Annotated in this window: 9 protein-coding genes; 4 read left to right on the forward strand and 5 right to left on the reverse strand. The window is 61.5% G+C overall.

Annotation, left to right across the window (positions count from 1 at the left end):
* Positions 1–167: 167 nt before the first annotated feature.
* Together ccoG and DTP52_RS02770 are read right to left on the reverse strand one after the other, a co-directional pair.
* Positions 168–1580, reverse strand: coding sequence for a cytochrome c oxidase accessory protein CcoG (gene ccoG, locus DTP52_RS02760; RefSeq protein WP_109751733.1), 1413 nt, complete (start codon positions 1578–1580; stop codon positions 168–170).
* Between the two features lie 286 nt (positions 1581–1866).
* Positions 1867–2100 (reverse strand): DUF3203 family protein, encoded by a 234-nt coding sequence (locus DTP52_RS02770; protein ID WP_109751735.1) that lies wholly within the window; start codon positions 2098–2100, stop codon positions 1867–1869.
* A gap of 136 nt (positions 2101–2236) precedes the next feature.
* On the opposite strand from DTP52_RS02770, the gene DTP52_RS02775 reads away from it, so the two are divergent.
* The gene (locus DTP52_RS02775; protein WP_109751736.1) at positions 2237–2737 is read left to right on the forward strand and encodes an MgtC/SapB family protein; all 501 of its coding nucleotides are present in this window, start codon (positions 2237–2239) and stop codon (positions 2735–2737) included.
* Positions 2738–2885: 148 nt separating this feature from the next.
* Here the strand turns inward: DTP52_RS02775 and DTP52_RS31160 are convergent, their stop codons facing one another.
* Positions 2886–3050: a hypothetical protein gene (locus tag DTP52_RS31160; RefSeq protein WP_013692690.1), complete on the reverse strand. Its 165-nt coding sequence runs from the start codon at positions 3048–3050 to the stop codon at positions 2886–2888.
* Between the two features lie 213 nt (positions 3051–3263).
* On the opposite strand from DTP52_RS31160, the gene DTP52_RS02785 reads away from it, so the two are divergent.
* The 3 genes from DTP52_RS02785 (at position 3264) to glgB (ending at position 11033) form a co-directional block, all read left to right on the forward strand.
* Positions 3264–5261, forward strand: a complete 1998-nt coding sequence (locus DTP52_RS02785) for an alpha-1,4-glucan--maltose-1-phosphate maltosyltransferase (protein WP_109751737.1) — start codon at positions 3264–3266, stop codon at positions 5259–5261.
* Between the two features lie 181 nt (positions 5262–5442).
* Positions 5443–8787: a maltose alpha-D-glucosyltransferase gene (gene treS, locus DTP52_RS02790; protein WP_109751738.1), complete on the forward strand. Its 3345-nt coding sequence runs from the start codon at positions 5443–5445 to the stop codon at positions 8785–8787.
* 11 nt (positions 8788–8798) lie between these two features.
* On the forward strand, positions 8799–11033 hold the full coding sequence (glgB, locus tag DTP52_RS02795) for a 1,4-alpha-glucan branching protein GlgB (protein ID WP_109751739.1): 2235 nt from the start codon (positions 8799–8801) through the stop codon (positions 11031–11033).
* 179 nt (positions 11034–11212) lie between these two features.
* On the opposite strand, the gene gudD is transcribed toward glgB, so the two are convergent.
* Together gudD and DTP52_RS02810 are read right to left on the reverse strand one after the other, a co-directional pair.
* Positions 11213–12556: a glucarate dehydratase gene (gudD, locus tag DTP52_RS02805; protein ID WP_109751741.1), complete on the reverse strand. Its 1344-nt coding sequence runs from the start codon at positions 12554–12556 to the stop codon at positions 11213–11215.
* Positions 12557–12585: 29 nt separating this feature from the next.
* Entirely contained in the window at positions 12586–13932 is a 1347-nt protein-coding gene (locus DTP52_RS02810; protein ID WP_109751742.1) for an MFS transporter, read from the reverse strand.
* Between the last annotated feature and the right edge of the window lie 113 nt (positions 13933–14045).

Raw genomic sequence — 14045 nt, forward strand, 5'->3', positions numbered from 1 at the left:
TTGAGTGACACATGGTTTTCGCTTTTTAACGGTGGGAAAACCCGTGGGAGCAAAGCTTGCTCGCGATGCAGGCGACACGGATCAATCGTCAGGTCGCGTCATCGTTCTTCGCGAGCAAGCTTTGCTCCCACAAGCCCGCTCCCGCAGGTGCCCGGCATCTTAAAGCTTCAGCGATTCATCGGCGCTACAAAACGACTTTTGGCGAGGCTGTAGATTCCCGGTTCATCCGTGTCGGCGATCTTGAACGTCATCTCCTGGGAGCTTTTGCCCGGCCGTTCGCTGAGCATCGCTACCGACACCGGCACATCGACGATTTCCCCCGGGGCCAGGCTCAATTGCGTCTTGCCTTGCAGGACGAAGCCGTCGCCGTCCACCAGGGACAGGTGATAATCCTGGCGCTGTTGGGTCTTGTTGATGACTTTCAGGCTGTAGATGTTCTCGATCTGGCCCGCGCTGTTCTCGCGGAACAGGCCACGGTCCTTGCTGACGTCCAGCGACACCATGGGCCGCTGCACCAGCGCCACGGCCAGTGCGCCGATCATCACCAGCAACACGGCGGTGTAGCCGATCAGCCGAGGTCGCAGCAGATGAGTCTTGCCGCCTTGCAACTGGTGTTCGGAGGTGTATTTGATCAGGCCACGGGCATAACCCATCTTGTCCATGATCGAGTCGCAGGCATCGATGCAGGCTGCGCAGCCGATGCATTCCATTTGCAGGCCATCGCGGATGTCGATGCCGGTGGGGCAGACCTGTACGCACATCTGGCAGTCGATGCAGTCGCCCAGGCCGATATTCGCCGGGTTTGCTTCGCGTTTGCGCGGGCCGCGGATTTCACCGCGGGCCGTGTCGTAGGAAATGGTCAAGGTGTCCTTGTCGAACATCACGCTCTGAAAGCGTGCATAAGGGCACATGTGCATGCACACCGCTTCACGCAGCCAGCCGGCGTTGAGGTAGGTGGCTGCGGTAAAGAAAAGTACCCAGAACAAGCTCACGCCGCCGATTTGCAGGGTCAGCAGTTCTTCGGTCAATGGGCGGATCGGTGTGAAGTAGCCAACGAACGTCAGGCCGGTGAGCAGACTGATGGCCAGCCACAACGTGTGCTTGGCACTGCGGCGTACGAGTTTGTTCAGGCCCCAGGGCGCTGCCTGCAGCTTGATCCGCTGGTTGCGTTCGCCTTCGGTGATTTTCTCGCACCACATGAAGATCCAGGTCCAGGAGCTCTGTGGGCAGGTGTAGCCGCACCACACGCGCCCGGCGAACACGGTGACGGCGAACAGGCCGAAGGCGGCGATGATGAGCAAGGCCGACAGCAGGATGAAATCCTGGGGCCAGAAAGTCGCGCCGAAGATGTGGAATTTGCTTTCGGAAAGATCCCAGAGCACCGCCTGGCGACCGCCCCAGTTCAGCCACACCGTGCCGAAGAACAGCAGGAACAGAACCCCGGCACCGCTGATGCGCAAGGTACGAAACAAACCGGTGAAGCTGCGGGTGTGGATCAGGTTATCGGTGGTCCTGGCCTTTATCTTCGTTGGCGCAGGTTCGAACGTCTGTATCAACTGGACGGGGATTCTATCGCTCATGGTCGGTCGCTCATCAGCCTCTATCTGGCCGGCGCACTATGACCATGGAACTGTTTGCATAACAGACTCAGGTGTTTTGATAAAAACCGGATCAGATGCCGCGAAACCCAGGCGCTGCGACACTTTGATGCACCCGAGGGAAAGCGAACAACATCTGTGCCAAGGATCTGTGGGAGCAAAGCTTGCTCGCGATACAGGCACCTCGGTTCAAGAGGTATCGTGTTGTTCTTATCGCGAGCAAGCTTTGCTCCGACGGATTGAATACCTCGCAGAGGCGTCAACGGGCTCAGATCGCCGAGCCGCTGTCCGTGGCCTTCAGGTGCTTGCGCCCGTCGGTCGCGCCGGCCACGGTCAGGGCATCGGCTTCGGCCTCGGTGATGTAGACCAGGTCGCCATTGATCTTCACGGCTGACATGGCCTTGTCCGGGTCGGTGATGATGGTCAGCTGGCTGGCGGGGCGCTGTTGCGGGCCACTGGCACTGTCGAAATAGCAGGTCTGGTTTTCGATACGTATAGGCATGGCAGCACTTCCTCGTTATGTCCTGAACATTAGGCGTAGCCCGGTAGCCAGGGTTCGTCGCGCCTGATCAGCGGTCGAGCGCACCTCTGGCTTCGCTTGCGGTCCATCATGTATCGAATGGAAAAGAGGACGGTCCATGGAAGCCTGGTGGCATGAAGTCTGGATGACCCTGCAGGCGGAATTCGCCGACATCACCGATGCCCAGCAGATGACCCGGGTCACGGTGCGCCTGGTCATGGCCGCATTGCTGGGTGGCATCCTGGGGTTCGAGCGCGAACACAAGGGCAAGGCGGCCGGCGTGCGCACCCACATGCTCGTGGCCCTGGGGGCCGCGTTGTTCGTGCTGGTGCCGCAGATGTCCGGATCCCAGGCCGACGCCATGAGCCGGGTGATCCAAGGCATTGTCGCCGGCATCGGTTTTCTCGGCGCGGGCACGATCCTGAAGAACAATGATGGCGACGAAGGTCATGTAAAAGGCCTGACCACCGCTGCCGGCCTGTGGATGACCGCCGCCATCGGCGTCGCTGCCGGGCTGGGCCGGGAGGCGACGGCGGTGCTCAGCACGGTGCTGGCGCTGGTGATCTTCAGTGTGATGCCGGTGATCGTCCGGGCGCTGGAGAGGGAGAACAAGCCGTGACCGTGATCCCAGCCAGAACACACCATTCAATGTGGGAGCGGGCTTGCTCGCGAAAGCGGTGTGTCAGTCGATGAAAACCTTGGCTGACACACCGCCTTCGCGAGCAAGCCCGCTCCCACAGGTTTTTTGTTATCCACTAGTCTGTTGATCAAACCCGCTCCGGCGGCGCCTCGCTCGGCGGGTCACCCAGCGGCGGTTGTGGGTCCAGCGGCGGGTCCTTCTCTGGAATCGGTTCCGGATCAGGACCGGGTGGAGGCAAGGTGGGGTCGTCGATGTTCGGGTCAGGTGTTTCGGCCGGGATGGGAATATTCATCGGGACGGGTCTCCGTGACGCACATGGCTTGAGTCGTGCTTATTGTTGTTGACCACCTTGCACCGGCTTTTGATCCCCGCGATGCATCGGGGCAAATCCCTCTGAACTTTTAACCGCTGATTCGGTTCGGAGTTTAAGTGAGTTTTTTTCAGGGACCCGTTGGGCCTTTACCGCCACAAGCGCGTCCATGGGGCGTAAAAGGAGCGATGCTCGATGATTGCCGAATACCCGACTGACCTGGCTTACAACCCGCATTTGCCGCTGTCTCAAGCCTTGCTGTTGCCGCGTATTGCCATTGAAAACACCATGCCGGTGATCGACGGCGGGCAGTTCGCCGCCAAGGCTGTGGTCGGGCAGGACGTGACGGTAACCAGCAAGGTCTTCGCCGATGGCCACGACAAGCTGGCCGTGCGCATCCGCTGGCGTGCGCTGCAGGACGAAGTATGGAACAGCGAAGTCATGAGCGACCTGGGTAACAACGGCTGGCGTGGCCTGTTCAATGTGCCGGAACAGGGCCGCTATGTGTTCTGTATCGAGGCCTGGATCGATCAGTTCGCCAGCTTTCGCTATGAGCTGGAGAAGAAATTCGGGGCAGGGGTGCCGATCAGCCTGGAGTTGCAGGAAGGGCGCAACCAGGTGCAAATGGCCGTCGAGCGCAGCACGGGAGAGTTGAGCGAGCAACTGGCGGCCTTGCACCACGAGCTCTCCGGTTTGCTGCCAACCGAGCAGGTGGAGCTGTTTCTGGCACCGCGCAGTGCCGATCTGATGTCCCTGGCCGATCATCGCCCGTACTTGAGCATCAGCCCTGAATACCCGTTGGATGTGGAGCGCAAGCTGTCCGAGTTTGCCAGCTGGTATGAGCTGTTTCCCCGTTCCATCACTGACGATCCCCAGCGCCACGGCACCTTCAACGATGTGCATTCACGCCTGGCGGTGATCCAGGACATGGGCTTCGACGTGTTGTACTTCCCGCCGATCCACCCCATCGGTCGCAGTTTCCGCAAAGGCCCGAACAATTCCCTCACCGCCGGTCCCGACGACCCGGGCAGCCCATATGCCATTGGCAGCGAGGAGGGTGGGCACGAGGCCATTCACCCGCAATTGGGTAGCCGCGAAGACTTCCGGCGCCTGGTGGCGGCGGCCGCTGATCACGGCCTGGAGATTGCCCTGGATTTCGCGATCCAGTGTTCCCAGGACCACCCTTGGCTCAAACAGCATCCGGGCTGGTTCAGCTGGCGACCGGACGGCACGATCAAATACGCGGAAAACCCGCCGAAGAAATACCAGGACATCGTCAACGTTGATTTCTACGCGGCCGATGCGATTCCCAGCCTGTGGACGGAGTTGCGCGACATCGTGGTGGGTTGGGTCAAGGAAGGCGTGAAGATATTCCGCGTCGACAACCCTCACACCAAGCCGCTGCCATTCTGGCAATGGCTGATCGCCGATGTTCGAACCCAATACCCTGAAGTGATCTTCCTGGCTGAAGCGTTCACCACGCCGGCCATGATGGCGCGGCTGGGCAAGGTCGGTTATTCCCAGAGCTACACCTATTTCACCTGGCGTAACACCAAGGCCGAGCTGGCGACCTACTTCAGCGAACTCAATGAATCGCCTTGGCGCGAATGCTACCGGCCGAACTTTTTCGTCAATACGCCGGACATCAACCCGGCCTTTCTCCATGAGTCAGGGCGCCCGGGTTTTCTGATCCGCGCAGCCCTGGCGACCATGGGCTCAGGTTTGTGGGGCATGTATTCGGGCTTCGAACTGTGCGAATCGGCACCGGTGCCGGGCAAGGAGGAGTACCTCGATTCAGAGAAGTACGAGATCCGCCCCCGGGACTTCACCGCCCCGGGCAACATCGTTGCCGAGATCGCCCAGCTCAACCGCATTCGCCGGCAGAACCCGGCCTTGCACACGCATTTGGGCCTGAAGATCTACAACGCCTGGAACGACAACATTCTCTATTTCGGCAAGCGCACGCCCGACGGCAGCAATTTCATCCTGGTGGCGGTGAGCCTCGATCCGCACAACCCCCAGGAAGCCAGTTTTGAATTGCCGCTGTGGGAGATGGGCCTGCCTGACGACGCCCAGACCCAGGGCGAGGATTTGATGAACGGACATCGCTGGACCTGGTACGGCAAGTACCAGTTCATGCGGATTGATCCGGCGTACCAGCCGTTCGGGATCTGGCGGATCAGCGTGGCGTAAGGCTGTGGGAGCAAGGCTTGCCCGCGATGAAGATGACGCGGTCTCCTGAGGAACGGAGGCGCCTGTATCGCGAGCAAGCTTTGCTCCCACAAAGCGGTACGGTTTCGCTGAATCCCCTCGCCACAAAAAGACCTCACAAGCCTGTATCCCGCGGCTTTATTGAATTCATCAGGAGTTGCAAATGGCGAAGAAACCCCGGTCTGCCACCTTTATCAAAGACCCGCTCTGGTACAAGGACGCGGTGATTTACCAGGTCCACGTAAAATCCTATTTCGACTCCAATAACGACGGAATCGGTGACTTTCCCGGCCTGATCGAGAAACTCGACTACATTGCCGACTTGGGCGTCAACACCATCTGGCTGCTGCCGTTCTATCCTTCGCCCCGGCGCGACGACGGTTATGACATTGCCGAATACCGTGGCGTCAGCGCTGACTACGGGACCATGGCCGATGCGCGGCGCTTCATTGCCGAAGCCCACAAGCGCAACCTGCGGGTAATCACCGAGCTGGTCATCAACCACACCTCGGACCAACACCCCTGGTTCCAACGCGCGCGCAAGGCCAAGCCGGGTTCGAAGGCGCGGGACTTCTACGTCTGGTCCGATGACGACCACAAGTACGACGGCACGCGGATCATTTTCCTCGACACCGAGAAGTCCAACTGGACCTGGGATCCGGTGGCGGGCCAGTACTTCTGGCACCGTTTCTATTCCCACCAGCCCGACCTCAATTTCGACAACCCGCAAGTGATCAAGGCGGTGTTGTCGGTGATGCGCTACTGGCTGGACATGGGCATCGACGGCCTGCGCCTGGACGCCATCCCGTACCTGATCGAGCGCGACGGCACCAATAACGAAAACCTGCCCGAGACCCATGACGTCCTGAAGCTGATCCGCGCCGAGATCGACGCCAACTACCCCGACCGCATGTTGCTGGCCGAAGCCAACCAGTGGCCGGAAGACACGCAGTTGTACTTCGGTGATGTCGACGCCCAAGGGCTCAACGGTGACGAATGCCACATGGCCTTCCATTTTCCGCTAATGCCACGCATGTACATGGCGCTGGCCCAGGAAGATCGCTTCCCGATCACCGACATCCTGCGCCAGACTCCAGAGATTCCCGCCAACTGCCAGTGGGCGATTTTCCTGCGCAACCATGATGAGCTGACTCTGGAAATGGTCACCGACAAGGAGCGCGACTACCTGTGGAACTATTATGCGGCTGACCGCCGGGCGCGTATCAACCTGGGCATTCGCCGGCGCTTGGCGCCGTTGGTGGAGCGCGATCGTCGACGCGTAGAGCTGCTCAACAGCCTGCTGCTGTCGATGCCCGGCACGCCGACGCTGTACTACGGCGATGAAATCGGCATGGGCGACAACATCTATCTGGGCGACCGCGATGGCGTGCGTACGCCGATGCAGTGGTCCATCGACCGCAACGGCGGTTTCTCCCGCGCCGATCCGGCCAGCCTGGTGCTGCCGCCGATCATGGACCCGTTGTATGGCTACCAGTCGGTCAACGTCGAGACCCAGGCCGGCGATCCGCACTCGCTGCTCAACTGGACCCGACGCATGCTGGCGGTGCGCAAACAGTCCAAGGCCTTCGGTCGTGGCACGTTGAAAATGCTCTCGCCGAGCAATCGCCGGATCCTGGCCTATACCCGCGAATACACTGGCCCCGACGGCAAGCACGAAATCATCCTGTGCGTAGCCAACGTGTCCCGCAGCGCCCAGGCCGCCGAACTGGACCTGTCGGCCTACGCCGGCATGGTTCCGGTGGAAATGCTGGGCGGTAATGCTTTCCCACCGATCGGCCAGTTGAACTTCCTGCTGACCCTGGCGCCGTACGGCTTCTATTGGTTCGCCCTGGCGGCAGAAAACCAGATGCCGAGCTGGCACGTGGAACCGGCCCAGAGCCTGCCGGACTTCACCACCCTGGTGCTGAAAAAACGCCTGGAGGAATTGCTCGAGGCGCCATCGCGCACCACCTTGGAGCAAACCATCCTGCCGAGCTGGTTGCAGAACCGGCGCTGGTTCGCCGGCAAGGACAGTGCGATCGAGAAGGTGGAGATTGTCTATGGCGTGCGCTTCGGTGATCCGCAGCATCCGGTGTTGCTCAGCGAAATCGACGTCACCAGCGCTGGCCAGACCCTGCGCTATCAACTGCCGTTCGGCCTGCTGCCTGAAGACCAGGTGGGCGCGGCGTTGCCGCAACAATTGGCGTTGTCCCGTGTACGTCGGGTTCGCCAGGTCGGTCTGATCACCGATGCGTTCAGCCTGGAGCATTTCATACGCGCCGTGCTGCAAGGCATGCAGGCCGGTACGGTACTGCCATGCACCGAAGGTGAATTGCGGTTCGAGCCCACCGAAGGCTTGACCGCGTTGAACCTTGGGGCCGAGCCGGAGGTTCGCTACCTGTCCGCCGAACAATCCAACAGTTCGGTGGTGGTGGGGGGCAGCCTGGTACTCAAGCTGATCCGCAAGGTCGCTTCGGGTGTACACCCGGAACTGGAAATGAGCGCCTATCTCACCGCTGCCGGCTTCGGCAACATCTCACCGTTGCTCGGCTCGGTGGTTCGCCGCGACGCCCAGGGTGAGGATTCGTTGCTGATGATCGCCCAGGGTTACTTGAGCAATCAGGGCGATGCCTGGGAATGGACCCAGAATAACCTCGAGCGCGCCTTGCGCGATGAGCTGGCGGACGCGGTGTCCGAGCAGGAGCAACATTACAACGCCCTGGGCGAACTCAAGGACTTCGCCGGCATGCTCGGCCAGCGCCTGGGGGAAATGCACCAGTTGCTGGCCCAGGCCACCGACAACCCGGACTTCGCGCCGCTGACCACCAACGCCAAGGAAACCCAGGCCATCGGCAAGGATGTGGCCGCCCAAGTGGAAAATGCCTTGCGCCTGCTCAAGCAGAACCAGGGCCAATTGAATCCTGTGGACCAGGCCATGGTCGCACGCTTGCTGGAGCACAAGAAAACCATCCTGGCCCATGTCCAGGAGTTGGCTGGCAAGGCCGTCGGCGGCTTGCGCATCCGCGTCCATGGCGACCTGCACCTGGGTCAGGTGCTGGTGATCAAGGGCGATGCCTACCTGATCGACTTCGAAGGTGAGCCGGCGCGACCATTGCATGAACGACGGGGCAAGCACAGCCCGTACAAGGACGTCAGTGGCGTGCTGCGCTCCTTCGATTATGCGGCGGCCATGGCGATCCACTTGCACACCGTCGACAGCACGGCCGATGCCGATGCGGCGCGGCAACGGGTCGCCGATCGTTATTTGAAAGAGGCTCGCCAGGCATTTGTCGAGGCATATCGGCTGGCGGCAGCTAGTCTTGCCCATGAGTGGAAGGATGCTGAAGGCGAAGACGCCGCGCTGGCGTTGTTCGGCCTGGAGAAGGCGGCCTATGAAGTGGCCTATGAAGCCGAGAATCGCCCCACCTGGCTGCCCGTGCCGTTGCATGGTCTGGTCGGGTTGTTAAGTGGGCTGCAACCCTTTTCCGACGTAGCCGGACCGATTTAGTGGAGAGAATCATGAGTGTCTCGAACAAAGAACCCCAGGGGCAGGCCAAGGAGTCATTGCTGCCGGCCCCCCATGACATCGACGCGCTGGTGCGTGCCGAACATCACGACCCGTTTTCCATCCTCGGCCCCCATGGCGACGGTGCCGGCGGGCAATTCATCCGCGCTTACCTGCCCGGTGCGCTGAGCGTGCAGGTGCTCGCCCGTGACGGCGGTGAAGAGCTCGGTGAGCTGCAACAGACCGAAACCCCGGGTCTGTTCGTCGGCCATTTCGATCATGCCCAGGCGTACTTGCTGCGCACCCGTTGGGCCGGCGGCGAGCAGGTGGCCGAAGACCCCTACAGCTTCGGTCCGTTGCTGGGGGAGATGGATCTCTACCTGTTTGGCGAGGGTAATCACCGCGACCTCAGTTCCTGCCTCGGTGCGCAACTGACCACCGTCGATGGCGTCGACGGCGTGCGCTTTGCGGTCTGGGCGCCGAACGCCCGGCGCGTCTCGGTGGTCGGCGATTTCAACGTCTGGGACGGACGTCGGCATCCGATGCGCATCCGTTATCCGTCCGGCGTGTGGGAGTTGTTCATTCCGCGGCTCGGTGCGGGTGAAGGCTACAAATATGAAATCCTCGGCGCCCACGGCATCCTGCCGCTCAAGGCCGACCCGGTGGCGCTGGCCACGCAGATGCCGCCAGACACGGCGTCGAAAGTCGCCGCGCCCTTGAAGATCGAGTGGCAGGACGATGAGTGGATGCAGCACCGTCGCGAGCGCCAGCTCCCGGGTGCGCCGCTGTCGATCTACGAATTGCACGCCGGTTCCTGGCAGTGCGAAATCGACGAGGCGGGGGAGGTGGCCCGGCAATACAATTGGCATGAACTGGCCGAGCGCCTGATCCCGTACGTCAAGGACCTGGGGTTCACCCACATCGAGCTGATGCCGATCATGGAGCATCCATTCGGTGGCTCCTGGGGCTATCAGCCGCTGTCACAATTCGCGCCGACGGCACGCTTCGGCTCGCCGGACGATTTCGCTGCGTTCGTCAACGCCTGCCACCAGGCCGATATCGGGATCATCCTCGACTGGGTGCCGGCGCATTTCCCCACTGACACCCACGGCCTGGCCCAGTTCGATGGCACCGCGCTGTACGAATACGGCAACCCGCTGGAAGGCTTCCACCAGGATTGGGACACGCTGATCTACAACCTTGGCCGCACCGAAGTCCACGGTTTCATGCTGGCGTCGGCGCTGCACTGGCTCAAGCATTTCCACATCGATGGCCTGCGGGTGGATGCCGTGGCCTCGATGTTGTACCGCGACTATTCGCGCAAGGCAGGGGAGTGGGTGCCCAACCGCCACGGCGGGCGCGAAAACCTCGAAGCCATCGATTTCCTGCGCCACCTCAACGATGTGGTGGCATTGGAAACCCCTGGCGCACTGGTCATCGCTGAAGAGTCCACCGCGTGGCCGGGCGTCAGCCAGAGCACCCAGCAGGGCGGCCTGGGTTTCGCCTACAAGTGGAACATGGGCTGGATGCACGATTCGCTGCACTACATCCAGCAAGACCCGGTGTACCGCGCCCATCACCATAACGAACTGAGTTTCGGCCTGGTGTATGCCTGGTCCGAGCGCTTCGTCCTGCCGATTTCCCACGACGAAGTGGTCCATGGCAAACGCTCGCTGATCGACAAGATGCCCGGTGATCGCTGGCAGAAATTTGCCAACCTGAGGGCCTATCTCAGCTTCATGTGGGGTCATCCGGGCAAGAAGCTGTTGTTCATGGGCTGTGAGTTCGGCCAATGGCGCGAGTGGAACCATGACCAGCAATTGGACTGGTACCTGCTGCAATACCCCGAGCACCGTGGCGTGCAGAGGCTGGTGAGCGATCTGAACCGACTCTATCGCGAAGAGCCGGCGCTGCATGACCAGGATGATGCGCCCCAAGGCTTCCAGTGGTTGATTGGCGACGATGCGCTCAACAGCGTCTACGCCTGGCTGCGCTGGAGCAAGGATGGCCGGCCGGTGCTGGTGGTCGCCAACTTCACTCCGGTGCCGCGCGAGGCCTACCGGGTCGGCGTGCCATTCGCCGGGCGCTGGGTGGAACTGCTCAACAGTGATGCCGACACCTACGCCGGTTCCAACTACGGCAACGGCGGCGGGGCCTCCACCGAAGAGGTGCCCAGCCATGGCCAGGCGCTGTCGCTGGAACTCAACCTGCCGCCGTTGGCGGTGTTGATCCTGCGGCCGGAGGGCTAGTGCGACAGAAGTAGCAGGGAGGATGATGGCTGTGGCGAGGGGATTTATCCCCGTTGGGCTGCGTAGCAGCCCCAATATCTGTGCATGCGGTCGACGGGTGGACCAAGGTGGGGGCTTTTAGGGCTGCTGCGCAGCCCAGCGGGGATAAATCCCCTCGCCACAAGAGGATTGTATTGGCTTCAGCGAACGAGACACGGCCGCTTGTTGTTGAACGTCCAGCCCGGAATCAGGTACTGCATCGCCACTGCATCGTCCCGCGCCCCTAGTCCCATGCCTTTGTACAGCTCATGGGCCTTGGCCAACTGGTCCGTGTCCAACTCGATCCCCAGCCCCGGTTTTTTCGGCACCTGCACGCAGCCGCCCTGGATCTGCAAGGGCGCCTTGGTCAGCCGCTGGCCGTCCTGCCAGATCCAGTGGGTGTCGATGGCGGTGATGTCGCCCGGTGCGGCGGCGGCCACGTGGGTGAACATCGCCAGGGAAATGTCGAAATGGTTGTTGGAGTGCGAGCCCCAGGTCAGGCCCCATTCATTGCACATCTGCGCCACGCGCACGGAGCCTTGCATGGTCCAGAAGTGCGGATCGGCCAGGGGAATGTCCACTGACTGCAAGGTGATGGCGTGGCCCATCTCGCGCCAGTCGGTGGCAATCATGTTGGTGGCGGTCTTCAGGCCCGTGGCACGGCGGAACTCGGCCATGACCTCGCGACCGGAATAGCCGTTCTCGGCACCGCAGGGGTCTTCGGCGTAGGCCAGCACTTTGTGCTGGTCGCGACACAAACGGACCGCTTCCTTGAGTGACCAGGCACCGTTCGGGTCCAGGGTGATGCGGGCCTGGGGAAAACGCTCGGCCAGTGCGGTGACCGCTTCGATTTCCTCATCGCCGTTGAGCACACCGCCCTTGAGCTTGAAATCCTGGAAGCCGTAGCGAGCGTGGGCGGCTTCGGCCAGGCGCACCACGGCGGCGGCGTCCAGGGCTTTCTCATGGCGTACACGGAACCAGTCGTTGTCGGCATCCGGTTCGCTGCGATAGGGCAGGTCGGTCTGCTGGCGATCACCGACGTAAAACAGGTAGCCGAGCATCTTCACCTCATCGCGTTGCTGGCCTTCGCCGAGCAGGGCGGCGACCGGTACGTCCAGGTGCTGGCCGAGCAGGTCCAGCAAGGCCGCTTCCAGGCCGGTCACCGCGTGGATGGTGATGCGCAGGTCGAAGGTCTGCAGGCCACGGCCGCCGGCATCGCGGTCGGCGAAGGCGTGGCGCACGGTGTTGAGGATCTTCTGGTACGTACCGATGGGGCTACCGACCACCAGCGAGCGGGCGTCTTCGAGGGTCTGGCGAATGCGCTCGCCGCCGGGGACTTCGCCCACGCCGGTGTGGCCGGCGTTGTCCTTGAGGATGACGATGTTGCGGGTGAAGAACGGGCCGTGGGCGCCGCTGAGGTTCAGCAGCATGCCGTCATGGCCGGCCACGGGCACGATCTGCATGCTGGTGATGATCGGGGCTTTGCTGGCTTCTGGAGGAGTCATGTGCACTTATCCTTGAACGAATCGAGTAATCAAACGTGGCTGGCGGCAGGGTTGGCCGGCGTCGGTGCCGACTTGGGTTTAGGCGTATTGCGCGCGGCAAACACAATGATCGCGGCAACGATCGAGGTGGCTGCCAGGCCATAGAGGCCGCCCTGGATCGAACCGGTGTGCTGTTCCAGCAGGCCGAAGGTGGTCGGGGCGACGAACCCGCCGAGGTTGCCCACCGAGTTGATCAGGGCAATCACCCCGGCGGCGATCCGGGCGTCCAGGTAGGCCTGGGGAATCGGCCAGAACAGTGACGACGCCGACTTGAAGCCCAGGGCCGCGAAACAGATGGCGACAAAGGCGAAGATCGGCCCGCCAGTGGTGGACATGAACATGCCGGCGGCGGCGATCAACAAGGCTGCGGCGACCCAGGCCTGCTGAAACTTCCATTTGGCCGACAGCGAAGCGAAGGCGTACATGCCGACGATCGACAGCAACCACGGGATCGAGTTGAACAGCCCGACCTGGATGTCGCTCAGGTCGCCCATCTTCTTGATGATGCTCGGCAGCCAGAACGTGGCGGCGTAGATCGTCAGCTGGATGAAGAAGTAGATCAGGCAGAACAGGATGATCTGCCGGTCCTTGAGCAACTTGCCGATGGACAGTTTGATCGGCGAGGCGGCTTCGCGCGCTCGTTGTTCATCGTCGATGGTCTTGACCAGCACGTCTTGTTCTTCACGGCTCAGCCATTTGGCGTCATGGGGCTTGGAATCCAGCCAGAACCAGACGAACACGCACAGGCAGACGGAGAACATCCCTTCGATGAAGTACATCCACTGCCAGCCGTGCATGCCCAGGCCGTTGATCTGCAGGAGCAGCCCCGACAGCGGGCCGGAGATCAGCGAGGCAATGGCCGAACCGCTGAGGAAGATGGCGATGGCTTTGCCGCGCTCGACACCCGGCAACCAGCGAGTGAAGTAGTAGATCACCCCGGGGAAGAAACCGGCTTCGGCCACGCCCAGCAGGAAACGCAGGATGTAGAAGTGGGTTTCGTTCTGGATGAAGGCCATGCCCGCTGCCACCAGGCCCCAGGTGAGCATGATGCGGGTCAGCCAGATGCGCGCGCCGATTCTTTGCAAGAGGATGTTGGACGGGACTTCGAACAGCGCATAGCCGATGAAGAACAGGCCGGCACCAAAGCCATAGGCCGCGGCACCGATACCCAGGTCGTGCTCCATGTGGGCGCGCACGAAGCCGATGTTCACGCGGTCGATGTAGTTGACGATAAACATGATGACGAACAGCGGCAGGATGTGGCGCTTGACCTTGGCGATGGCCGACAGCAGCACCGGATCCGCTCCGGCATTCGCCTTGAGGCTGGATGTGTTCACTGGTTTTTCTCCCACTCGTTATTTTTATGCGGGCATCGTGCAGGTGCCGATGTTGATAGACATCATACAACTTGATTTTTTTGGATGACAAGCAGTTTTTCAGCATTATTGGA

Origin of the sequence: Pseudomonas sp. 43mfcvi1.1, assembly GCF_900115935.1 — a bacterium.
Taxonomy (GTDB): domain Bacteria; phylum Pseudomonadota; class Gammaproteobacteria; order Pseudomonadales; family Pseudomonadaceae; genus Aquipseudomonas; species Aquipseudomonas bijieensis.

What these genes read in the sequence shown, in the direction of transcription:
- DTP52_RS02785 (WP_109751737.1), top strand. Translation starts at nt 3,264, where the DNA reads ATGATTGCCGAATACCCGACTGACCTGGCTTACAACCCGCATTTGCCG.
- DTP52_RS31160 (WP_013692690.1), bottom strand. Translation starts at nt 3,050, where the DNA reads ATGAATATTCCCATCCCGGCCGAAACACCTGACCCGAACATCGACGAC.
- glgB (WP_109751739.1), top strand. Translation starts at nt 8,799, where the DNA reads ATGAGTGTCTCGAACAAAGAACCCCAGGGGCAGGCCAAGGAGTCATTG.
- treS (WP_109751738.1), top strand. Translation starts at nt 5,443, where the DNA reads ATGGCGAAGAAACCCCGGTCTGCCACCTTTATCAAAGACCCGCTCTGG.
- gudD (WP_109751741.1), bottom strand. Translation starts at nt 12,556, where the DNA reads ATGACTCCTCCAGAAGCCAGCAAAGCCCCGATCATCACCAGCATGCAG.
- DTP52_RS02770 (WP_109751735.1), bottom strand. Translation starts at nt 2,100, where the DNA reads ATGCCTATACGTATCGAAAACCAGACCTGCTATTTCGACAGTGCCAGT.
- ccoG (WP_109751733.1), bottom strand. Translation starts at nt 1,580, where the DNA reads ATGAGCGATAGAATCCCCGTCCAGTTGATACAGACGTTCGAACCTGCG.
- DTP52_RS02775 (WP_109751736.1), top strand. Translation starts at nt 2,237, where the DNA reads ATGGAAGCCTGGTGGCATGAAGTCTGGATGACCCTGCAGGCGGAATTC.